The 23,258-nt window shown below is 58.4% G+C and carries 19 protein-coding genes; 14 read left to right on the plus strand and 5 right to left on the minus strand.

Features of this window, described 5'->3' with window-relative positions:
• Positions 1-8 precede the first annotated feature (8 nt).
• Positions 9-1,502 (minus strand): sugar transferase, encoded by a 1,494-nt coding sequence (locus tag HJB83_RS04155; protein ID WP_221131313.1) that lies wholly within the window; start codon positions 1,500-1,502, stop codon positions 9-11.
• 15 nt (positions 1,503-1,517) lie between these two features.
• On the minus strand, positions 1,518-2,375 hold the full coding sequence (locus tag HJB83_RS04160) for a WecB/TagA/CpsF family glycosyltransferase (RefSeq protein ID WP_221131314.1): 858 nt from the start codon (positions 2,373-2,375) through the stop codon (positions 1,518-1,520).
• A 155-nt stretch (positions 2,376-2,530) separates the two neighbouring features.
• Between HJB83_RS04160 and HJB83_RS04165 the strand changes: the two genes are divergently transcribed.
• Positions 2,531-2,857, plus strand: a complete 327-nt coding sequence (locus HJB83_RS04165; RefSeq protein ID WP_207585149.1) for a hypothetical protein — start codon at positions 2,531-2,533, stop codon at positions 2,855-2,857.
• An 85-nt stretch (positions 2,858-2,942) separates the two neighbouring features.
• On the opposite strand, the gene HJB83_RS04170 is transcribed toward HJB83_RS04165, so the two are convergent.
• Both HJB83_RS04170 and HJB83_RS04175 read right to left on the minus strand, forming a co-directional pair.
• Positions 2,943-5,069, minus strand: a complete 2,127-nt coding sequence (locus HJB83_RS04170) for a right-handed parallel beta-helix repeat-containing protein (RefSeq protein WP_221117629.1) — start codon at positions 5,067-5,069, stop codon at positions 2,943-2,945.
• Positions 5,066-6,385, minus strand: coding sequence for an O-antigen ligase (locus HJB83_RS04175; RefSeq protein ID WP_207585147.1), 1,320 nt, complete (start codon positions 6,383-6,385; stop codon positions 5,066-5,068). Before HJB83_RS04175 ends, HJB83_RS04170 begins: the two co-directional genes overlap by 4 nt.
• A gap of 395 nt (positions 6,386-6,780) precedes the next feature.
• On the opposite strand from HJB83_RS04175, the gene HJB83_RS04180 reads away from it, so the two are divergent.
• From HJB83_RS04180 to HJB83_RS04215, 8 genes are all read left to right on the plus strand, one after another.
• Entirely contained in the window at positions 6,781-7,008 is a 228-nt protein-coding gene (locus HJB83_RS04180) for a hypothetical protein (protein WP_221131315.1), read from the plus strand.
• 9 nt (positions 7,009-7,017) lie between these two features.
• A complete protein-coding gene (locus tag HJB83_RS04185; RefSeq protein ID WP_207585145.1) occupies positions 7,018-7,968 on the plus strand; it encodes a glycosyltransferase in 951 nt (316 codons plus the stop codon).
• Positions 7,965-9,065, plus strand: a complete 1,101-nt coding sequence (locus tag HJB83_RS04190; RefSeq protein ID WP_207585144.1) for a glycosyltransferase family 4 protein — start codon at positions 7,965-7,967, stop codon at positions 9,063-9,065. The genes HJB83_RS04185 and HJB83_RS04190 overlap by 4 nt, the downstream gene beginning before the upstream one ends.
• Positions 9,059-10,201, plus strand: coding sequence for a glycosyltransferase family 4 protein (locus HJB83_RS04195; protein ID WP_221117627.1), 1,143 nt, complete (start codon positions 9,059-9,061; stop codon positions 10,199-10,201). Before HJB83_RS04190 ends, HJB83_RS04195 begins: the two co-directional genes overlap by 7 nt.
• Positions 10,198-12,402: a polysaccharide biosynthesis tyrosine autokinase gene (locus HJB83_RS04200; protein WP_207585142.1), complete on the plus strand. Its 2,205-nt coding sequence runs from the start codon at positions 10,198-10,200 to the stop codon at positions 12,400-12,402. Before HJB83_RS04195 ends, HJB83_RS04200 begins: the two co-directional genes overlap by 4 nt.
• A 96-nt stretch (positions 12,403-12,498) precedes the next feature.
• A complete protein-coding gene (gmd, locus tag HJB83_RS04205; RefSeq protein ID WP_207585141.1) occupies positions 12,499-13,602 on the plus strand; it encodes a GDP-mannose 4,6-dehydratase in 1,104 nt (367 codons plus the stop codon).
• Positions 13,595-14,665 carry a GDP-L-fucose synthase gene (locus HJB83_RS04210; RefSeq protein ID WP_207585140.1) on the plus strand — a complete coding sequence of 357 codons (1,071 nt, stop codon included), beginning with the start codon at positions 13,595-13,597 and terminating at the stop codon, positions 14,663-14,665. The genes gmd and HJB83_RS04210 overlap by 8 nt, the downstream gene beginning before the upstream one ends.
• A 584-nt stretch (positions 14,666-15,249) precedes the next feature.
• Entirely contained in the window at positions 15,250-16,389 is a 1,140-nt protein-coding gene (locus tag HJB83_RS04215) for an ROK family transcriptional regulator (protein ID WP_221117625.1), read from the plus strand.
• A 99-nt stretch (positions 16,390-16,488) separates the two neighbouring features.
• On the opposite strand, the gene HJB83_RS04220 is transcribed toward HJB83_RS04215, so the two are convergent.
• Positions 16,489-17,568 (minus strand): Gfo/Idh/MocA family protein, encoded by a 1,080-nt coding sequence (locus HJB83_RS04220; protein ID WP_207585138.1) that lies wholly within the window; start codon positions 17,566-17,568, stop codon positions 16,489-16,491.
• 346 nt (positions 17,569-17,914) lie between these two features.
• On the opposite strand from HJB83_RS04220, the gene HJB83_RS04225 reads away from it, so the two are divergent.
• The 5 genes from HJB83_RS04225 to HJB83_RS04245 all read left to right on the plus strand — a co-directional run bounded on the left by HJB83_RS04225 (position 17,915) and on the right by HJB83_RS04245 (position 23,253).
• The gene (locus tag HJB83_RS04225) at positions 17,915-19,213 is read left to right on the plus strand and encodes an ABC transporter substrate-binding protein (RefSeq protein WP_221116882.1); all 1,299 of its coding nucleotides are present in this window, start codon (positions 17,915-17,917) and stop codon (positions 19,211-19,213) included.
• 89 nt (positions 19,214-19,302) lie between these two features.
• Positions 19,303-20,232 carry a carbohydrate ABC transporter permease gene (locus HJB83_RS04230; RefSeq protein WP_207585136.1) on the plus strand — a complete coding sequence of 310 codons (930 nt, stop codon included), beginning with the start codon at positions 19,303-19,305 and terminating at the stop codon, positions 20,230-20,232.
• Positions 20,229-21,071 carry a carbohydrate ABC transporter permease gene (locus tag HJB83_RS04235; RefSeq protein WP_007635896.1) on the plus strand — a complete coding sequence of 281 codons (843 nt, stop codon included), beginning with the start codon at positions 20,229-20,231 and terminating at the stop codon, positions 21,069-21,071. The genes HJB83_RS04230 and HJB83_RS04235 overlap by 4 nt, the downstream gene beginning before the upstream one ends.
• A gap of 40 nt (positions 21,072-21,111) precedes the next feature.
• Positions 21,112-22,350: an ROK family transcriptional regulator gene (locus tag HJB83_RS04240; protein ID WP_221116881.1), complete on the plus strand. Its 1,239-nt coding sequence runs from the start codon at positions 21,112-21,114 to the stop codon at positions 22,348-22,350.
• 48 nt (positions 22,351-22,398) lie between these two features.
• Positions 22,399-23,253 (plus strand): sugar phosphate isomerase/epimerase, encoded by an 855-nt coding sequence (locus HJB83_RS04245; RefSeq protein WP_221116880.1) that lies wholly within the window; start codon positions 22,399-22,401, stop codon positions 23,251-23,253.
• Positions 23,254-23,258: the final 5 nt, after the last annotated feature.

Consider the following 23,258-nt stretch of genomic DNA (forward strand, 5'->3'; position numbering starts at 1 on the left):
GGAAGTGGTCAGCAGGCTCCCCTGCGCTTGAAAACCGCGGGGATTGTGCCGAGAAGAATTTGGCAGTCGAACCACAGGGACCGGTTGTCGATGTAGAACTCGTCGAGTTGCTGCTGCAGCTCGATGTCCGCATCGCTTCGTTCAGAAATTTGCCAAAGGCCCGTGAGCCCCGGCGTGACGGAACGGCGCTTGTCCCGAAATTCGCCGTCCATCGCCGAAAGGTGATACTCCGGGAACGGGCGTGGTCCCACAAAGGCCATCTCGCCCGCAATGATGTTTGCCAATTGCGGGAGCTCGTCGATGCTCGATGAGCGCAGCATATGTCCTATAATCGGAAGGACGCGCGGATCGTCCTTGAGCTTGAAGTGGCTCAACCACTCGGCGCGCATGGCAGGGTTGTCTCGGAATAGTGCTTCGAGGCGCTTTTCCGCGTCTTGGTACATCGTCCTCAGTTTCAGGACGTGCACCGGCCTGCCGGACCGTCCTTCCCTGGCATGCCGAAAGAAGACAGGGCCTGGATCGATGGCATAGATTGCGGCCGCTGCCATCGCGATGAATGGCGCGACCACGATCGTTGCAGGGACGGCGATTGCGAGATCGAGGATCCGGCGAACCGGATCCGAGTTGATCGAACTCCCACCGGTGGTGAGGCGAATACCGATCTCTCCGCCGATATCCGCAGGTCGCAATCCACTTACCTTAAGGCTCGGCGTGTCGGACAGCAAAATGATTTCGGCGAACTTCCGACGCATCGCCGGCAAGTCGGACACAAGCGAGCCAGTGTCGCCGGCAATCACCGCAATGGATGGCCCGCCACCCGGCAATGCCTCCAAAGTATCGGAGGAAGAGGGCTCCGGCCTGATGCCATACTGCCAGTGGTCGTTGAAATGTGCCACGAGCGCGGGAGCAAGGTTGCGCCCCCCTATGACAACCGCGCGCTCCCCCCAAATTCCAAGTCTCCAGCACAGGCCACGTGCAAGCCAATGCACAAATGGCTGAACAATCAGCCCGAGACCGAGGAACACAATAGTGGCAAGCAGCAGTCGTTCCCCCTCCGGCAGGACAATCGCTGCGAATGCCGCCAGGACAGCCACCTTGACGGCAGCCATAGTGCGCCGCCGCAGATGTTCGTGGTCATGCAGCCGATATCCAGGATAGAGGCCGGCCGATGCGTAAAGAACAATCGCAGCCAGTGCGGCGATCGTGAACGCACGCTCCACGAGCGTGCCCTCCGAACCACTGGGAAGAAAGAACAGGAGAACGAAATAGGCAGTCAGATAGCTGGCAATGTCGCCGGCGACCAGGAAGGACGACGTTGCAAGCCGAGGAAGCTGGCGCCCTAGTGCGACGGGCATATTCAGTCCAGCCGGCGCAAAGGCATCGGCAGTCCTGGCTGCTATGGGCGGCACGGACCCTGCCGGAATCGCCCGCGATGTCATGTCATTTGGTGTGGATGCCTTCGACGGACCCGGTGTCATAGCTGACGGCACAAATATGGACATGACGCTTTTACCCCTCTACTGCATTTGTCCCGACGCGCCCGATTCAGAAATGGCGTCTTCGATCGGAAACTTCCGAAGTCCCAGTCTCTGGAATGCTGACAGTGAGATGAAGGTCGGCACGACGAGCGCATAGCGCCGCCACAGCCGCCGCGGCTCGCACAGAAGACGAAACGCCCATTCGAAGCCGCTTCTTTGAATGAACCTCGGAGCCTGCCGCTTGAGGCCGGCGTGGAAATCGAACGCAGCTCCGACACCGATGAGCATCGATGCTTCCAGACGATCGCGCATGCGCGCCATCCAGAGTTCCTGTTTGGGACTGCTCAGCCCGACCCAGATGACATCGGCGCCCGACCGGTTGAGCCGGTCAGCAATATCCGTTTCCTCCCGCGTCGACAGTTTGCGAAAAGGCGGTGCATAGGAGCCGACGATCCGCGCTTGCGGATATTTTGCGAGAAGGCGCGCCTGCAGTTGTTCGAGCGTTTCGGCCGTTGCGCCATAAAGGAAATGGCGCAAGCCCTTGGCGCTGCCGGCATCGAAAACGGATAGCATGAGATCTGGTCCATAGACCCTGTCGCTTTCGGCATGACCAGCATGTCTCAGCGCCCAAACAAGCGGCATGCCGTCGGGGGTTACGAGGAACGCCCGGTTATGGATCGACCGGAGCTCGGGATCATCCTGACATCGGACGATGCCGTGTGCGTCGCGAACGCATACATATTCCTTCCTGCCGTCTTCGACCGCTTTTTGAATAAATCCCGTCGCGCTTTTGAGATTGACTGCCGAGACGCGAACACCAAGGACATTCGTCCATCCTAAAGAGCCCCCTGGATGAAGAACTGAAGTTGGGCTGCTGCCTACTGATTGTTTTCTCATGACCTACGCTTTCGCGACTGAAACTGTCATCAGAATATCCCGGCAGGTCGATTGCCTCCATACTTGCCGCTCCAGCTATTGGACGTAGAAGAGACTTCACGTTTACGTCTTACGCCGGGATGGCGTACGATATTCGAAGTAAGTCTACGTACCCCATGGCTTGCCATGTTGCTCTTTTTGATGACCGAAGAGCTGCAGAAGATATTCGCTCGCGCGAACAAAGCCGGGGAGGATCGTGTTCTATCGCCAGAATCGGAATGAACTCGCCGGCGACATTGAAGGTTCGACCGAAATCTCATCTCAAGGGTCTGGTAAAGGCCTTGCTAGAGAAGAGCCTGCGCGTACGAGCTGGCAATGCCATCATCTTTGATGTGCGGATCGAACATGCCCGGCAAATGCCGACGCTGGTTGACAGGAGCCAGCAGATCTTCGAGGCGATCTGGCTGCGGCTTCGCCTGACCCTCAAAAGGCCTTCGCCTTGACGCGATTGATCATTCGACGGATCGGCAGATCCCGGCGAACATTATCGCCGCAGAACACCGCTCGTCGCGGGGCGCGCGCCTTTTGTTACTCGGGCGGCGCGGCCACGCTCCCGGTGTCCGCCCCAGCCTTCTGAAGATCGCCTAGACTGCCAAATTCTCCCGAACGCATGATCCTCGGATCTATTCGGAAGCTCTTGTCGTTCAAGTTGCCGCTGTAGCGGTTGCGCGCGAATTGCACAAATCCAAGCCCAAGATCGGGAGCGTTGACGTACGCGACAATGCCGCTGTCACTGTCAACCGATACAACGTTCTCCTCAATACGATTGGGGCGTGCCCACGGTGGACGCCAACCCCTGCCGGTACCGTCATCAACGCGAAAAGCAGCGCCCGATCCGTTCGTGATGACGTTTCCCGCCACCAGGTTGCTCCAACCGCCATTGATACCGATCGCCGCGACGTTGCCCGAGAGCGTATTTCCCTCGATGCGCAGCCCGCTCGCCTTCCCATCCGTATAGATCGCCCAGCTGATAGGGGACGGCCATTCACCGGTATTTTCATATCCGGGAGGCCAGAACGTCCCATCGGCCCTGTTCATGAGATGACCGGTGCCGGTCACGAGATTGGAGCGGATGGTGCTGTTCAGAGGGTCGGCCTGCTCGCCCATCATCTTGATGGCACCGCCATCTGCCGTCTGCTGATTGGCGTTATGGATCACGTTGTGCTCGATGACAGCGTTATAGACGGCGTCATTGGAACCCCACAGCGAACCGCCGGCGATTCCGAACTGCGCCGTGTTTTCGATCAGATTGTCGGCGATCCTGACATTGTCAGCCGCCTGAAACCATATTCCGGCGGTTTCAATGTAAACCTTTCCGATGTCATGGATATGGTTTGAAAGGATCCTGGCGCCGTTCGACTTGCCGAAGGTGCCATAATTTGTGCCGACGTAGATCCCGTTGCCAGCCACATCCGCAATCACATTGGCGGCAATCAACGCATCCTTGCTTTCCGTCACATGGATCCCGACGCCGACATTCTCGATGCTGTTGCCGACAATCTTGACGCCATCAGCGTGTTCGATCCGAATGGCGCCAAATCCTCTGGTTTCCGTATAGAACTTGCCGCTGCCTTCGGGAGCTCCATCTCTAAACTCGAACCCTGATACAACCATCCCGCTGGCCCCATCCAACTTGAAGAATGTCGGCAGGATGCCAGCAACGACGACGGAATTGGGCAACGACTGATCGACAGGGATATAATGAAGCTCGCCCGCGACAAGGTCGTACCACCACTCTCCGGGAGCATCGAGCAAGGTCTTGGCTCCGGCAAGGAAATAGCGGCTGCCTTCTGCGGTAAAGAAATAGCCTGTGCCTTTCGTATGGACAGTCCGGCCGGCGTCATCGATGGATACAACGGGGAGCGTATCATTGCCCCACTGGCTTCCGGGTTGATACCCCCCAACGATGTCCACGACCAGTCCACTTGTATCACCCACTGCCGGAAGATCGCCGGCATGGAAACAAAAGCCCGTGTTTCCTTCCGACGCGTCGACGGTAGGCTGGCACTTTGCGGCAAACAACCATCCCTTGCGTGGATCGCCATCAGCGGGGGCGTTGGGGAATCGAGCTCTGGTTTGGCGTATCCCATCGACGAAAAGGTCACCGACCCCTTCATCCGGCGGCAACTTCAGCGGCGCCGTCCAGCGACCATCGGCTTGCTGCGCGAAGTCGCGCACGCGCGGCCCCCCATGCAAAATCGGCGCTTCATTGCATCTTGCCGTCAGGATCAAGCCCGTATCGCGGGCATCAAAGACGATCGGCTGAGTAAGGTAGTAATCGCCTTTACCCAGCGCGATGGTGTTGGTGCCGCCCTTCTCACGGGCAGCATCACGGGCTCTTTCAATGCTGGCGAAAGGGCCGTCGCCACCCTGCTGAGTTGCGGTCGGAAGGAGGCCACTCCAGGTGTCTTTGCCATCGGGAGAAACGTAAAATATCGTCCGCACCCCGGTGCTGCTGCTCAATTCGTCGCTTAAAGAAGTCCCCTTCAACTTGGCTGACAAAGTCGCGGAAGCTTCCGCGCAAGTCGCCTCCCTGACGAGCACCTGCAGGCGCTCGGGCCCATCTATCTCTGTCCCAACTGGCGCCGGATTGCCGGGCTGGGGAAAGAGCATGACAGGCAAAATGCTCAGGATCCGTCCAAAACGCCGCCTCATGATGTCTGCAACCCGCTCGTAAGGCCATGCGCGGGCGCCTGCCAAGCTGGCGAACGGCTGGTCGAAACGACGGGCGCGTATAGCGAAAACATGATGATGGCTGTGGTAAACAGGATGAAGATGGCGTCATTCTGAACGAAAAAAATACTCTCGGTCAGATTCATCACCGGAATCATGATCGTAAGGACATTGAGCCAGAGCCACCCGTACTGCGGATCATGACAGTGAAGGAACGCGCCCTGGCGAATTGCGTAGGGAAGCATCAGAGCGAACGGAATCATTCCAATGATGCCAAAGCTCAACAGGATATCGCGGTATCCATTATGCGCGTGGGGCGCCGGCCATCCGATTTTTAACCAGATGTGCGTCGCTTCAGGGTTCGCGACTGTCCAGAAAGCCTGGTAACCGTAGCCAAGCAACCAACGATCGGATATTTCGCGGTCAACCAGCTCCCACAATGGCACCCGACCCGTCAAAGTCGCGTCCTTGCCGAGCGCTACAAGGGCCGGAACCAGGAATTCGTGCAGCGAAATCAGAATGCCGACAGACAGCTGAACGAAAAACAGGACGATGACGACGCGGCCAATGCTGCTGCTTCTTTGCAGGAGGGAATAAAAGCCGATCAGGCAATACGCCACTGACGTTGCAATGATCGCGGTCATCGATCCGGAGCTTGCAAGGCAGATCACACCCGCCGCCAACAAGATGAACGCGGTTCGCCGCAGACCGAGCGTGCCGTCGATCAGCACCGCGGTCGCCACCAAGATCATCAGAGCCGCGTACCAGCCCAGGACGTTCTTGTGAATGAAGACGCCCCGCATAGCACCGTCCGGCATACTGGCGAGGCTTGGTGACACCACGGAGATAACCACACTCAGGCCGATACAGGCTCCAAGCGTCACAAATAGCAGGAACAGCAGCTGCCTTGGCGTGAAACGTATCGCCAGGACATAGGAAAGAAGCATGCAAAACAAAAGGCCGATTGCGCGCCTCAAGGTCGTTGGCGGTGATATTGACCACAGGGCAGACAAAAACGGCAAGACGAGCATCAGGGGAAGAATCAGATTTCGTCTGAGCGCCGTTAGAAACTGCGGAAAATTGCGTATCAGGATCACGATTGTAAATGCATAAACAGGAAAGCAAGGAAGACGCAGTATAGATTTGGCAGATTCGCTGAGCGTTCCGTCCGCATCAGCCAGGATAAGTGGCAGAAGAGCGCCTGCCTGAAGAAAAAGGGATATGCCGGCGCCCCAGCATTCTATGGCCCGCCAACTGATGGTTGGTCCGCTGGCAGTTCTGAGGCTATCTACTCTCATTATCCGTCCCGACTGACTTGAACAGACAAGCGGCTGTTGATCGCGGCAGATCAAAAAAACAGGTGTCGGCCTTTGTGGCTGCGCTGCTCTCAAGCAATCATCCGGCCACATCCCCGGTCAACCTGTTCTAGTGAAGGGCGGGCTACGCCTAATGCACCTTCGCTCCACCCAAAGACGATGTTGCGCCTAAGCTTTCAGCCGGCATTTACCCAAAAGGTGGGTCTTCATGCCCGCGAATTGCCCTTAAGAGCAGATGTTGCGCTTGTCCGTTCACCGGTACCGTGGCGATGAATCTCTCGTGAAGCGTGGTGGGTAAGCCGCGGTTCCACTGCAATGAGGCAACAATTCTGACAGAGGCTATCTCTGCAGTCGAAGCCTGGAAGGTTAGGATTACTATGTTTCTGCGTCATGATCCTAGTTCTCTATGCAACACGACCGGCGCTCTGCTCGTCGTGGCATTTTCAGCGGCGATCTCATCGGCTCTGCGCGAGATGCTGTTCGGCCGACATGGTATTTTGAATATCACCATCACCGAGGCTCCAAGCCTCGATGGCTACCTAAAGGTCGACCTCTCAAGCAACTTTGCGCTGCTGCACAGCAGCGCATCGCGGCAACCCGCCTGAGCGCGCGCCATGGAGCGGCCGGCCCTCAGTGTCCTCATCAATAATTACAACTACGCTCGCTTCGTTGGGCGGGCGATAGACAGCGTGTTGAGCCAGGACGCGCGCAACGTCGAGATAATCGTCGTCGATGACGGCTCTACCGACCAGTCGCGGTCTGTTCTGGAAGTGTATGACAACCGAGTAAAGGTGATCTTCCAGGAGAACGCAGGACAGGCGGCTGCGATCAATACCGCTGTGAGATCAAGCACGGGCGAGATCCTCTGTTTTCTGGATGCTGACGACTGGTGGGCGCCGAGCAAGCTGTCGGCGACGGCTGCAGCGTTCCGCGCAAACCCGCAAGCATCGCTCGTCTATCACCGACTGCAGCCAACGCTTGTCGATGGCACGCCGACTTCCAAGCCGATCCCTCGAACCCTGTGTTCGGGCGCTTTGTCGCCGCTACTCACCAGATCGGCTGGCTGGTGGCCTTTTCCGATGACGTCAGCCGTCGCGGTACGGCGTAGCGCATGGAATGCTGCCGGCAGCATTCCCGAACAATTCCGCATATCGGCCGACGCCTGGCTCGTGGGGATCTATCCGTTTCTGGGGGACGTCATTGCCATGCCGGATCCGCTTGGATTCTACCGCATCCACAATAACAACTGGTATCGCTCGACCGAGGATGCCACCACGCTAAGGAGGCGGATGACGCACTGGCAGCGTACCGTTGAAGCGACGAACCTGTTTCTCTCAACCCATCAACTGCCGGCAAGACTACGTCTGACGGATCACCATCCCTATCGCATCGCGTCGGCAAAGCTGCAGGGAGCCGATACACGCACCCGGTTCAAGCTTGCCGTCGAAGGCCTCTTCTTTGCCGGCGAACCGAACCTGCTCCGACGGACGCGCGATAGTTTGCGCTCTGCGCGCGGCCTGTCACGGCTCGGCCTGGACGTCGGCTTGTCGGAGGCAGCGAAATGAAGGCGCTGCTATTGGTTTCCGAACTGGAAGACTATACCATCTCCTTCGCCAGCGGCGTTGCCCAACACCTGAACGTTGTGCTTGCCGTGCCTCGCCGGCGCTATGCACATCTCGCCTCTTCTTTCGATCCGGCTGTCGATCTGCACCTTCTGGACTGGCCGAGACACCGTTCTCTCTCCAATCCCTGGTTTCTCTACCAGCTTACGCGTCTGATCCGGCGGGAACAGCCAAACCTCATCCATCTCCTCAGCAATTCTACGCTTTGGCTGAACCTTGCCGTGCCGTTCTGGCGCCCGATCCCGCTTGTGACGACCGTTCATGACGTGGAAATCCATCCCGGCGATTCCGATACGCGTACGCTGCCCGACTGGGCCCCCGAATTGATGGTGAAACAATCCGGACATGTTGTCGTCCACGGCGAGGGACTGAAGCGGCTTGTCCTCGATCGATATTCAAAATCGCCGGACTGTGTCCATGTCCTGTCGCATCCCTCCATCCTTCGCTATGCGGAACTCGCGCGGCGACAGAAGATGGCACCGCGCGAAGCGGATGGTACCATACGCGTCCTGCTCTTCGGACGGATTTTCGCCTACAAGGGCCTGGAACATCTGGTTCGGGCCGAGGCGATGCTCAAGGACGCCCTTCCCAACCTGCGCATCACGGTCGCAGGCCGTGGCGACAATCCGCTGATATTCCAGCCGCTTATGGGGGATGCCGGCCGCTACGACATTCGCAATCGTTTTATCGAGGATGCAGAGGTCGCCCAGCTTTTCCTGGACACCGACATTGTCGTGCTTCCCTATACTGAAGCATCCCAAAGCGGTGTACTCAACCTTGCTGCCGCATTTGGCAAACCGGTGATCGTCACGGATGTCGGCGAGTTGCGGGGCACCGTTCAGCCCAACGGGTTGGGAATGGTGGTCCCTCCCGGAGATGCCAAAGAGCTCTCGGCAGCAATCAGGACATTGGCAGACAACGGCGAACTGAGAAACAATTTCGGCGCCAATGCGCTCGAATGGGCCAAAGGACCGAATTCGCCTGAACGGGTCGGCGCCCAGGCCGCGGCCGTTTATCGGGAGGTGATCGGGTCATGCTGATGGAGGCCGTGACGGACAGAAGTCGAATGGCACTACGGAGCACGGCCAGCGTCCGCCACTATGTTCCGGGCGGCTGCGAGAACGGCGGCGGCATTGGCAGGCTGGTCGGCTATATAACAGAGACAGCGAACGAGACCGGCACCGAACATTTCGTCACCGATACCAGAGGGGCTCGATGGTCCAAGGTGACGTCACCCGCACGCCTGCTCGGCGCCATCCTGACGATGGCAAAGGACCGGATTGTCGCGCCGGCCCGCATTCACCATATCCATATCGCCGGCCGCGGCAGCACCTCCCGAAAACTGATCCTGACCGAGGCTGCCCGTTTGTTCGGGTGCTGCCACATATTGCACCTGCACGACTACGACTATGCCGGCGACTTTGCGCAACGCTCGCCGCGCCAGCAACGGCTCATCCGTCGGATGTTTCAGAATGCCGATTGCGTTGTGGCGCTCGGCCGGCGCGATCGCATGACGCTGACCACACTTCTGGGCGTTGACGAGCGTCGCACGGTCGTTGCCCATAATTGCGTCCCCGATCCCGGGGCGCACGATATTCGCGTCGGCCAGACACCGCTGATCGTATTCCTCGGCCGGTTGAGCGAACGCAAGGGCGTCACGGAGCTTTTGTTGGCCCTGAGCCACCCGCTCATGAAAGAACTCCAGTGGCGGGCTGTACTGGCAGGCGACGGACCTGTCGAGGATTATCGCCGTCAGGCTGACGCCATGGCGCTTTCCGATCTGGTAGAGATGCCCGGCTGGCTCGACGCCGGTGAGGCGCGAGCCCTGTGTGCGCGTGCAGATATCCTGGTTCTGCCTTCGCACGCCGAAGGTCTGGCAATGGCCCTGCTCGAAGGGCTGTCCCACGGGCTCGCGGTCGTCACCACGCGTGTCGGAGCGCATGACGAAGTCATTACCGACGGTGAAACCGGGATTTTCGTGCCCGTCGGAGATCCGAATGCCTTGGCTGCAGCCATGGCGAAACTGGTGACCGATCCAGAAACCTGCATCCGCCTCTCAGTCCGGGGGCGCACGCATTACCTCAACCATTTCAGCATGAAGGCCTACATGCGGTCGCTCGAGAAACTATACGAAACCGTTTCCGCGAAACCTCAAGCAATGGTTGGCGCACGATGACGATTTCCACTCTTCCGCCGGACCGCAATCTTCCGATCTCGCCGATGCGCTATGACCCACGCTTTCAGGTAGAGACCAAGGCGGACAACTTCGATCTGGCATCCATTTACCGTCTCGTTCGCCGAAGAATGATCATGATCATCACGATAACCATGCTGCTCATGGCGCCCGCGGCGATTATGATCTTTGGGCTGAAGCCCACCTACCAGGGCTGGGCCCGGTTGATTGTCCACCAGCCCCTCGCAACATCGCTTGATACGGACGATGCCAACCACAGTGATCTACTTGACGCGAAATCGGAGACTGAGCGGCTTCTATCCAGAAGTATCGCAGAGCGAGTTGTCCGCGAACTGCAGCTTGACGTGCGGGAGGAATTCAATCCAGCGCTGCGGGAGACCTCGTTCATCGAAAGGATCCGGACAAAGGTGCGCGCCCTGTTCGACACAAAAAACCCCACCTCGCCTTTACGGGACAACATCAACGCCATCATCCCGGAATATTTTAGGGCGCTCGGCGTGTGGCATGAAGATAAGAGTGACGTTATCCAGATCAGCTTCAATTCGACTGATCCTGAACTCGCAGCCGCGGTTCCGAACCGGGTCATCGGCATTTACCTCGATGAGCGGAAGGAGAGTGTCCGTGGCCGCCTGGATGCGGCGGAAGAGTGGATACGACAGCGCATCACGGAACAGCAGGTTCGCGCTGACACTTCTCGAGACGCTGCCCGCAACTATCAAGAATCGATGGACGTCGTCTCGAAAGAGGACGCTCAGGAGGAACGGATCAAGTCATTTCTGGAACTCACTGGCCGAGAAGGGAAAATCGAAGAAAGCCGGGTTGAGGTAGAGGCGGCGATCTCGACGCTGGAAACAGCCGATAACGCTTCGGTCGCAGCGCAGAACATCGTCGTCCCCGACAGCATTGCCATAAAGCAACGCGATCTTCGCGGACAGGAACAGGATCTCGCCCGTCTTCTCGAGACATATGACGGCAATGCCGACGCCGTGGTGGAGCTACGTGGAGAGATCCAAGAATCCCGTGCCGATCTCGAACTTGCGACCAAACAATATCTCCAGACAATGCGGATCAAGCTCGTCGCACTTGATCATGAAGCTGAAGCAGTACAATCCAGGTTGGTTGTTGCTAATGAAAAACGCATACGCGATGCGCTGGTGCAGACGGAATTGTTGCGACTTCAGAAGATCGCGGAAAAGGAACAAACGGCACTCGACAAGCTTGAGAACCAGCGCCGTGACCTCGCCGCGAGGGCCCTGCTGCCGGGGGCGGAGTTGGAAGTTTTAACACCGGCTACAGTGCCGCTTGCATCACAGGGACGTGGACGGCTTTCCTATCTGGTGGGCGCCCTCCTGGCCGCAATCTCGGCCGCCATAACGGCCGCTTTCGTGATCGAAATGTGGGACCGGACGGTCCGGAGCTTCGACCAGATATCTGGAATGGCGCGCACGATACCGGCTGGACTTATCCCGCGCCTGGCGCGAAGGGAACATTCGAAGACGATGTTCACACATATACCGGTCCCGATGTTTGACGAAGCAATCCGTACCGTGGTGCTTTCACTCAAGCAGTCCAATGGCGGTAAGTTGCCGAACAGCATCGTCGTTACGTCGGCTCACAGCGGGGACGGCAAGTCGCTTGTCGCGCGATCGCTGGCTATCGAACTTGCCGCCGCCGCGATTCCGGTGCTGCTGGTCGATGGCGACCTTCGGCGGGGAAAACTCGATTCGTTTTTCAGGTCGGAGCTAACGCACGGATTGAACGAATTCCTGAATGGTCAAGCCGATTTCCGCGACATCGTCTACCACCATCCAAGCGGTATCGATTTCATTCCGTCTGGAAATTTCAGTCTCCAGCGGCGCGTCCGTCCGAACGGCCTCGCAGAAATCATCGAGATGGCGGTCGCGGCCGGCCAGGTTGTCATCTTCGACAGCGCGCCTGTGCTCGCCTCGACAGATACCGTGCATTTGACTGCCCTGGCGGAAAGAACACTGGCAATCGTTGGATGGGGAAAGACGAGCCGCCGCGCCGTCGAGTTCAGCCTGCAGCAAATGAAAAGCTCGCGGAACTCGGAAATCGTTGTCGCGATCAACAAGGTAAATCCCGAAAAGCACGCACTGTATAATTTCAGCGACTCGGAGCTTTTTTCAAAATCCCTGATGAAATACTACAAACTCAAAGTGTGAATACATCACACGCACTGATTAAATGCTCATTTTTTGAAATTGCACGAACTACACAGCATAATTTGCTTCTGCATTGGCATCCAAGTTGGAGGACCCATGGATACGAGAATGAGAGAGAACCGAAAAGTTGCGCTGATTACCGGTATAACAGGTCAGGACGGCGCGTATCTGGCCGAAATGCTCTTGGAGAAGGGCTATATCGTTCACGGCCTCAAGCGACGCTCATCGTCCTTCAACACCAGTCGTATCGAGCATCTCTACGAGGATCCCCACATCGAGAATCCTCGCTTTATTCTGCATTTCGGGGACATGACCGATTCAACGAATCTCATCCGTGTCGTTCAGGAAACGCAGCCGGACGAGATCTATAATCTCGCCGCACAGAGCCACGTTCAAGTCTCTTTCGAGACGCCGGAATACACGGCTAACGCGGATGGAACCGGCACTCTTCGGCTACTTGAAGCAATTCGCCTCCTGGGGCTGACCAAAAAGACCCGCTTCTATCAAGCGTCCACCTCAGAGCTCTACGGCAAAGTCCAGGAAGTCCCGCAGAGCGAAACGACGCCTTTCTACCCCCGATCACCCTACGCGGCGGCCAAGCTCTACGCCTATTGGATTGTGGTCAATTATCGCGAGGCATACGGCATGCACGCCTCGAACGGCATTTTGTTCAATCATGAAAGCCCAATCCGCGGCGAAACATTCGTGACACGCAAGATCACCCGGGCGGCGGCGGCGATCCATCTTGGCCTGCAGGAAAGGCTCTATCTCGGCAATCTGGATGCCAAGCGCGACTGGGGACATGCACGAGAATATGTCCGCGGCATGTGGCTGATGCTGCAACAGGACGAACCGGAGGATTATGTCCTGGCGACAGGCGAAACGCACTCGGTTCGTTCCTTTGTCGATAAGGCTTTTGCCAAGGTGGGCATGCCAATTGATTGGCGTGGGAACGGGGTTGAGGAAAAGGGATACGATAAGACATCCGGTCAGTGTGTGGTGGAGATCGATCCAGCTTACTTTCGTCCGACTGAAGTTGATCTTTTGATCGGCGATCCGACGAAGGCGCACACCAAGCTTGGCTGGAAACACGAGACCAGCCTTGATCAGCTGGTTGCGGAGATGGTTCGCGAGGATCTGAAAGTCATGGCACGAAATGTTCCGTCGCTAGGCGCAACCAAAGGCTTTGCTCATGCCTGAGGTGATCTACAGCCTTGCCGGAAAAAGGGTCTATGTCGCGGGCCACCGCGGCATGGTGGGCTCTGCGATCGTGCGGCGTCTCGCTTCCGAGGGTTGCGAGATTTTGACGGCCACCCGCGCCGAGGTCGACCTCAGACGGCAGGAGCAGGTGGAGGCCTGGATGAGTAAGAATCGTCCCGACGCCGTCTTCCTGGCTGCGGCGAGGGTCGGCGGCATTCTGGAGAACGCTACCTATCCGGCCGACTTTCTTTACGACAACTTGATTCTCCAAGCGAACGTCATCCACGCAGCCCATAGAACTCACGTCGAAAAACTGATGTTTTTGGGCTCGTCCTGCATTTATCCGAAATTCGCCGACCAGCCGATCGTGGAGGACTCCCTTCTGACTGGATCGCTTGAGCCCACGAATGAATGGTATGCGATCGCCAAAATTGCCGGATTAAAGCTCTGCCACGCCTATCGCAAACAGCACGGTAGAGATTTCATCTCGGCCATGCCGACCAATCTTTATGGTCCCGAGGACAATTTTGACCTCGGGTCAAGCCATGTCATGCCGGCGCTCATACGCAAGGCGCATGAAGCCAAGGTCAACCAGCAGCAAGAGATCTGCATCTGGGGTACTGGCACGCCGCGGCGCGAATTCCTGCATGTTGACGATTGTGCCGACGCCTGCCTCCATCTCATGAAGACCTATTCCGCCGAAAGTCATGTGAATGTCGGTTCCGGCGAAGACATTTCCATCCTCGAATTGGGACAACTCGTCTCCAAGGTCGTTGGCTTCGAAGGCAAGATCAAGCACGACCTCACCAAGCCAGATGGAACGCCACGTAAACTCTTGAGCATCGACAAGCTTCGCGCTCTCGGCTGGTCTCCCAAGATCGGTCTGAAGGAGGGTATCGAAGACGCCTATCGCTCTTTCCTTGACGGTCATTATCTCGAACGCAGCAACAGGATTATTTCCGGCGACCTGGTCGGCCAAAGCGACATCGGTATTGAGAGAGCCGAGACTTCGGCGCTGCATGCGTCCACGCTCTCTTCGGTCGCACATCATCCTCGCGCATAGCGAATTTGCGCGAGGCACAATGAGCTTTTGTCTCGGGGGGGACGCATATGCGGGGATGGAGCAAACAATGCGACCGGTAGAAATCAGGATTGTAGCGCTCATTTTCCTGATAGTCGTGTGGGCGCTGATTATCGGTGCGGCAATGGATTTTTTCGCGGTCGAGATGCCGATATCGCTTGTCGCTCTATTAAACGGATAACCACGTCGGATGGCTCCACGAGATCGCCTTCGGCCGGGCTGTCGGACGACGATTGCTACGGTAAAGTCGGCAGGCGCGGCCGCACCCACATGCAAACCGTTGCTCGAGCCAGTTTGCCAAACCAGCTCCGACTTTGCCGGGCTGCGCCTTGAGACAGGGTGGTTTCTGGAGCAATAGAATCAGTTAGTTACGCGCATCCACAGGAAAAATTGTTACGAGCATCGACCGGAAGCGTGGTACACAATCGAAATGGTGCTTTAGAACAGGATGATTTTAGGCCCGGTCGGCCTAAAATCTGAATCCTGTTCTACATTAGATAGTTAGAGCATGATGTCATGAGAAAACCGCTCACACTTTTCGGCATCATGCTCCAGGGAAGACGATCATGCGGTATCTTCGATCAGGGCCGCGTCGGCTTCAAACCCAGGACATGGGTGCCCCGCGCGCCAAAACAATTGGCCTCAGGTCCGGTGAAATCGCCGATCGAAATATTCGCGTCATTCTGGAAGCCATCCGCCGCCATGGTCCGTTGACGCGGATGGAGCTTGGCCGGCATAGCGGCCTGTCAGGCCCCGGCATCACCAATATTCTTCGCCGATTGGCCGACCAGAAGCTTGTCACCTCCCATCGCCGCAGCGGTCCCGGTGGCGGGGCGACCGCCACCGAGTTCGCCTTGCGTCCGGAAGGCGCCTTTTCGATCGGCGTCAAACTCCGCCAGCGGCGCGGCGAGATCGTGCTCATCGATCTCAGCGGCCAGGCTCATGATCGGGTCTATTTCAGCCTGGGCCCCACAGACAGGGTCGGCGCGGTGCACGCCGCCGTCAAGGACATCGCCGATCGCCACGCCGCCATGCCGATCCTCGGCCTTGGCATCGCCGCCAACGATTGGACGGACGAGCAAAGCGATCAAATCGCCGCACTGTCGGCGATCGCCCGTCCCTATGCCGAGAACGAGTGCACCGCGAGCCTACTCGCAGAGCGCACGATCGGCAGCTCTACGCGGGAGGGCGGGCTGGCGATGATCATCATCGATGACGACGTTCAGGCTGGTTTTCTCATTCGCGGCATTCCCTATTCCGGCGTCCACGGCAGGGCGGGCAGCATCGGCGAAATGCTGACCGGCCCCGACAATGTCCAGCTGAACACCGTCGTCGGTTTCGAGTCCCTGCGGTCGAGGATCGGCGACCAGGAATTCACGCGCTTGCTGGACGGGGAAGAATTCTCCTCGCCATCATTGTCGCAATGGATACGCGAGGCCGCCGGCCATCTGCTCGACCCGATCATCGCCATGGCCGGCTTTCTTGCGCCCAGCGTCGTCATGATCGGGAGCGATTTGCCACAAGGCGTGATCGAAGCCCTGATCCATCAACTTTCCATCGAGCGGCGCGACACCTCGACGAGGCCGTTGCTGACACCATGGATTTCGCCGATGAAACCGGCGAGCTTCAGCGGCGGCGGGGTGGCACTCGGTGCCGCCCTCCTGCCCTTCCTCAACACTTTACTGCTGCCGCCAGCTTCCGCCTGACGCCATTGCGTATCATGCATCACGCTAGAGCATGATGCCGAAAAGTCTGGGCGGTTTTCGGACGACATCATGCTCTAGCTATCTAATGTAGAACAGGAATCAGATTTTAGGCCGACCGGGCCTAAAATCATCCTGTTCTAGCGCTTCGTCGGCATGGCTGAGATCGGATGCCAGCGCCTTGTCGAGGATCTTCTGGATATTGGCGGCGCGGCGGAACGACGGTTCCTGCGTCCTGCCGGCTCGCACGGCCTGGACGAAACGCTGGTAGTTGGTCTCGACAGGATCGAACGGCACGTCGCTCCAGGTCGCAGTATGCACGTCTTCGCCGAGACAGGCGCGCAGCGTCGATTGTCCCGTATCGTAAATCATCTCGATCGAGCCGGTTTCGCCGTAGACCCTGAGGCGCAACTGATCCATCTGGCCGGCTGCCGTGCGTGTGGCCTGAATCGTGCCGATCGCACCATTGGTGAAATCGACATTCATCGTGAAGCTGTCGTTCGCATCGAGATCATATTCGCCGATCTTGTGGCCTGGCGCCTTGTCGAAGGTTTTCAGCCGCGCGAAGACATGGGCGACGTCGAGCCCCGAACCGTATGAGGCGAAATCGACGATGTGGATGCCGATATCGCCGAGTGCGCCGTTCGATCCATGCTTCTTGCTCAGCCGCCACAGCCATTTGCTTTCGCTCTTCCAGTCGCCCCAGTGTCGACCGACCAGCCAGCTTTGAAGGTGGGAGGCCTCGACATGGCGCACCGCGCCGATTTCGCCGGCGAGCACCATCTGCCGACCTTTCTGCAGCGCCGGCGAGTTGCGATAGGTGAAATTGACCATGCCGACCTTGCCCGATCGCTCGATCGCCTCGGTCATCTCCATCGCCTTGACCGCATCGGTGGCAAGCGGCTTTTCGCAGAAGACGTGTTTTTCGGCGGCGATCGCCTGAAGCGTCGTCGGGTGGTGGATGTTATCAGGCGTGACATTGGCGACCGCATCGAACTCGCCCCAGGCGAGAGCCTCTTCGAGGGAAGTGAATTGATTGGCGATGCCATGTTCGGTGCAAAAGGCAGTAAGCCTTTCCGCAACGACATCGACGCCTCCAACGACGCTGACGCCTTCGATCGCCTTGAATCTCGCGGCGTGCTGGTTGGCCATGCCGCCTGTGCCGAGAATGAGTAACCGCATCTTATCCTCCATGAGTTCGCTTCCGGCTACCGCGCAGCCGGACAAAACCTTTGCCTTGCCATCGCGGCCATCCGCGATCGCCTCGTGCTCTTCTTCAGGAAAATTGCGGATGGATGCGCCACGTGTCCGAAAGGCACGCGCTCCGTCACTTTAATTGGCGCATATCCCTTCCGAAAACCAGCGTGCGCGCTAGCTGCTGTTGAATGTCGCCAGCATTTCGATCCTCCCAAAAGCTCTGGCTTGACATCAAATCAAAGTAACTTAATCTATTTAATGCAGCACGGAAATGAGGAGAGGTCAACTGACCGCCAGGCTGTATTCGTTCCAAATGGGGAGGAGACCCATCATGAAGAGCGCCACCGTCAGCGCATTTGCGCTGAGCACAATGTTATTTTCAGCATCCGTTTCATTTGCCCAGGAACTCGCTACCAAGGACAGGATCGGCTTGGCCGATGCCCCGAAATCCCTCGTCGTCCGTCTGACGAACGACAGTCCGAACAATGCGGATCCGGCGATCGCCGAGGGCTATCAGAAGCTCTTCGTCGATTTCATCAAGAAGCATCCCGACTGGAAACTGCAGATGCAGTTCATGTCGTCGGACATCGGCACCGAACAAGCCAAGATGCTGGAGCAGGCCAAGGCCGGCAATGCGCCCGATTGCGCCGCCGTCGATTCCTTCGTGCTTTCACAGTTCATGGTCAATCACGTGCTTGCGGACTTCACACCCTACTTCTCGAAGGAAGAAGTGGCTGACCTCTTCCCCTTCATCCGCAGCGGCATCACCGACAAAGACCAGACGGTCCGGGCATGGTGGTGGGACACGGACCTTCGGGTGCTCTACCGCAACAAGTCGATCGTCGCGGATGCGCCGCAGACATGGGACGACCTGAAAAAGGCCGCGCTCGCCTCCACCAAGGAAGGCATGGAAGGCGTGCTCTTCAATGGCGGGCGCTGGGAAGGGACGACGTTCGACTGGCTCGCAAATTATTGGGCGCTCGGCGGCAAGCTCGTCGACGACTCCGGCAAGCCGGTCTTCGGCGAAGGCGAGAACAAGGAGAAATTCCTCAAAGCGCTGAATTACTTCAAGGATCTCGTCGATTCCGGCGCAGCGCCCAAGCGCGTCAGCACGATCGCCAATTACGACGACATGAATGCTGCGGCCGCAGCGGCGACGACGGCGCTCTTCATCGGCGGCAACTGGCAATATGCGCAGTTGAAGACGACGCTCGACGCGGACGAATTCAAGAACTGGACCTTCTCGCCAATCCCCGGTCCCAGTGCCGATCAGCGCTCGACCGGCACCGGCGGCTGGACGATCGCCTCCTTCAGCAAGGACAAGGACAAGGTCGAGATGTGCGCCAACCTCGCACGCGAGGTCTATATGGGGCCGGCAAACGCGCTGCAGCAGCAGCTGCCGACCCGCAAATCGCTCTTCGACAAATATGAGGTGTTCTCCACGGAGGCCAACAAGACCTTCGCCGCGGCTCTGGTCGACGGCCAGGCACGCCCCGGTGTGCCGATCTATCCGGAGATCTCCAACCAGATCCAGATCATGATGGGCGACGTGCTCTCCGGGACCAAAAAGCCGGAGGACGCTTTGAATGCCGCCTTCAACGCGGCAATGGAGGCTTACAAGCGCCTGTAACCCCGCGCCAAGCAATCGTAACACTTCAGACAGCGGCGACGCCTGCCCTTCAGGCGTCGCCGACTTTGCCAAACCCGGACAGAGAGCTAATGAGCCCCATTGCCATCGAGGCTGACAGCCCGCCTCAAAGCAGAACGTTCATGCGCCGTTTCGCCGGCGCGCCCTTGCCCTGGATCATGCCCGTGATCATCGTCATCGGCATTTTCTATCTTTATCCGGTCATCGACGTTTTCAGGCTGTCATTTACCAATGCGACGCTGATCGGCGACAATCAGCAATATACGCTGGGCTCGATCACCAATGCCTTGAGTTCGCCGCAGCTGCCCGACATTTTATGGGCGACGCTGATTTTCGTCGGCGGCAGCGTTATCGGCCAGCAAATTCTGGGCATTGCCGTTGCCGTCGTGGTTATCCGCGGCGAAAAACGCGGCCTGTTCGGCACCACGATCCTGAGAACGACGGCGCTGATCGCCTGGGTCGTCCCCGGCATTGCCGGCGGCATCATCTGGCAGATGCTGTTTTCCGAAGCGCCTTACGGCGCATTGAACAGCATTTTGCGGCTGATGCACATGCCTGTTGTCGCCTGGCTTTCCGATCCCGCAATCGCCCCATGGTCGACGCTGATCTCCAACATATGGCGCGGCACGGCCTTTTCGATGGTCGTCATGTATGCCGCGCTGAAGGCGATCGATCCCTCGCTCTACGAAGCCGCCGAGGTCGATGGCGCAACCGCATCGCAGCAGTTCTTCTTCATTACCCTGCCGCAGCTGCGCGCGGCGATCCTCGTCAATATGATCCTCATCACGATTCAGACGGTGAATACTTTCGATGCGATCATCACGCTGACCGGCGGTGGTCCGGGGCGCGCGACCGAGGTCATCTCGCTCTACGTTTTCAATATCGTCTTTAGAAACTACGATCTATCAGGCGGCAGCGTGCTCTCCGTGCTCATGCTGATCATCAGCCTCGGGCTTGCTTTCGTCTATGCGTCATTCCTACCGAAGGAGGAAGAGCAATGAGCGGACGGACCGGAACGCGGCTCGGCGATGCCTTCAGCTATCTCTTCATGCTGGTGATGTTCATCTTCTTCGCCGGCCCCCTCACCTATCTCCTGTCGATGGCGATGCGTGACAAGCGCGAGATCTATCGCGGCGCGGCGCGCTATATTCCCCAGAATCCCACCATCGACAATTTCATCACCGTTCTGAACAACAGCTATTTCCCGGTCTATCTCTGGAACGGTCTCAAGCTTGCGGCCTTGAGCGGCTTCGGCGTGCTGATCGTAGCACTGCCCGCGGCTTACGCCTTTTCCCGCTTTCAATTCCGCGGCAAGGGCCTGTCGATGATGGGTCTGCTGCTTTTCCAGATGATTTCGCCGCTTGTCATCATGGTGCCGCTCTACCGCTACATGAACCGCCTCGGAATGCTGGACACCCATTTTGCCGTCGTCATGGTCTATATCGCCCTCGGCGTTCCGCTGGCGACCTGGCTTTTAAAGAGCACCGTGGACGGCATTCCGCGCAGCCTCGACGAGGCCGCCATGATCGATGGCTGCAACAGGTTTTCGGTGTTCTGGCGTATTGTTCTGCCCTTGTCGGCGCCGGGCATCGCCTCGGTCTTCATCATCACGGTGATTGCCGGCTGGTCGCAATTCCTGGTGCCTTTCCTGCTACTCACCAAAAATGACCTGATGCCGATCGGCGTCGGAATCTTTAACTTCCGCGGCATGCAGACCGACTCGTCCATCCAGCTTCTCGCCGCCGCCTGCCTGATCTCGGTCGTTCCGGCGATCGTGGCCTTCCTGTCGCTCCAGAGGCTGATCCTCGGCGCAATGACCAGCGGCGCGGTGAAGGGATGAGGGACGGTCAATCTCCATGCGTGAGGAAGGATACGACCCCATGAACCAAACGCTCGGCGCCAGGCTTTCCCCGGATTTGACCGGCGCCAATGTCGAAGATGCAGGCGAGCACAACAGGGCCGTCGTCCTGCGCTGCATCCATCGCCAGGCACCGATTTCACGCGCCGAAATCGCTCGGCAGACGGGTTTTACCAAACCGGCAATCGCCCGCATCGTCGATCGTTTGCTGGATGAGGGCCTGATCATGGAAGCCCGTCGGCGGCATGGGCTGAGAGGGCAGCCGGCGATTGAACTGGAGATCAATCCGGACGCCTGTTTTGCGATCGGCATCAATATCGATCGCGATCATCTGACAGTCCTGGCCGTCGATGCCGTCGGCAATGTCCGTGCCCGCGTGCATCATGAAAAGCGCTTCATCCTGCCGGTAGAATTCCTGCAGCTGACATCAGATGCGATTTCGCATTTCCAGCGCAGCCGGCTGATCGACGACGCGCGCCTGGCCGGCATCGGTCTGGCGATGCCGGATTGGCTTGGGGAGATTTCGCTGCTCGGTAAGCCCAAGGCCTATCAGGAATGGACGGCATTCGATGTGCGCGCGGCACTGGAAAACCTGACACAGCATCCTGTCTTCATCGAAAATGAAGCCAATGCCGCAGCCCTTGCCGAGCTCGATTATGGACTGGGGGCCGAAAGCAGCAGCTTCTTCTACATCGCCATCAATGCCTGCCCCGGCGGAGGTCTCGTGCTTGACGGCAACGGTCATCGCGGCGCCATGGGCCTCAGCGGCGAGATTGGCTGGCTTCCAATTGCCGACGGCAGAGACGAAAAGAGCCAAAAGGTCCAGCTTCTCGGCGAGATATTTTCGCTGTTTTCCCTTTACGATTTTCTTGCGCGGCACGCCGTCGAGGTGAGTGTTCCGCACGACCTCCTGAGCCTGGATGCGCATGGCAGGCGCCTGGTTTCGCAGTGGCTGAAGGAAATGAGCGCGCACCTGGCCGTCGCCGTCAAGCATATCGGCATGATCGTCGATCCCGACGCCGTCCTCGTCGGCGGCAGACTGCCGATCCGCATCGTCGACGAGTTGCTGCGTTATGTGCACGAGCATCTCGACCCCGAGGATACCAACCTGCCCTCGCTTCATCGCGCCTCGCTCGGCGAGGATGCCTCGGCGATGGGGGCGGCGGCCATGCCGATGGCGGCAGCACTGATGCTCGCATCGGCCGACGCGGCTCAACGCACCCGGTCGCCGCTCAAAAACATGGATCGCCTGAACAGCTGAAAACGGCCGGCACGGCCCCAGGCATTTGGTGAAGATGGGAGGATTTTGGTGAAGATCGGCTTTTACACCTCGACATTCAATGATCGCCCACTGGAGGAAGTGGTGGATTTCGCCGCATTGGCGGGGTTCGATGCCATCGAAATCGATGTCGGCGGCCATATCAAAACGCCCGACCGGGTTGAGGCCGCCGTCGCCCTCGCCCGCAGCCGCGGCCTCTTCGTCTCCTCGATCACCTATTTCGGCAATCAGCTCGACGCCGACCGCGACAAGCGCCGGGAGCTTCGGGCGAAAACCGCCGATTTTGCCAAGGCAATCGGTGAGGCCGGCGTCCCGATCTTCGTGATTTTTCCCGGCCGCGACGACAGCGCCAGCGAAGACGCCAATTATGACGACTTCGCCGAATTCGCAATCAGGCTGATCGGAGAGACGCAATCCGCCGGCCTGACCTTCGCGATCGAAAACTGGCCGGGTCCGAAGGACAATTTCATCGGCACGACGCCGAGAGGATGGCAGGAGCTTTTTCGGCGAATCTCGGATCCTCGCTTCGGCTTGGAATTCGACCCGTCGCATCTCATCCGCATCGGCGTCGATCCTTATCAGGCGATGGAAGCAGTGAAGGATCGCATCGCCATCCTGCACGCCAAGGATACGGCGATCGATAAAGATGTGCTGGAGGCTGTGGGGTATCACGGCAAGGGCTGGTGGCAATACAAGCTGCCGGGTCTCGGCCTCATCGACTGGCCGCGCTTTCTGCGCCAGGCGCGTGGGGCCGGCTTCGACGGCACGCTGTCGATCGAGCACGAGGACGCCGCCTATGGCTGGCCCGGCAAGGATTTGTCGGCGCGTAAGGAGGGCGAGCGTCTCGGCCTCGATTATCTCAGAAATGTCTTGAGCAGGCTTTGATAGCG

The organism is Rhizobium sp. NZLR11, assembly GCF_019685115.1.
Taxonomy (GTDB): domain Bacteria; phylum Pseudomonadota; class Alphaproteobacteria; order Rhizobiales; family Rhizobiaceae; genus Rhizobium.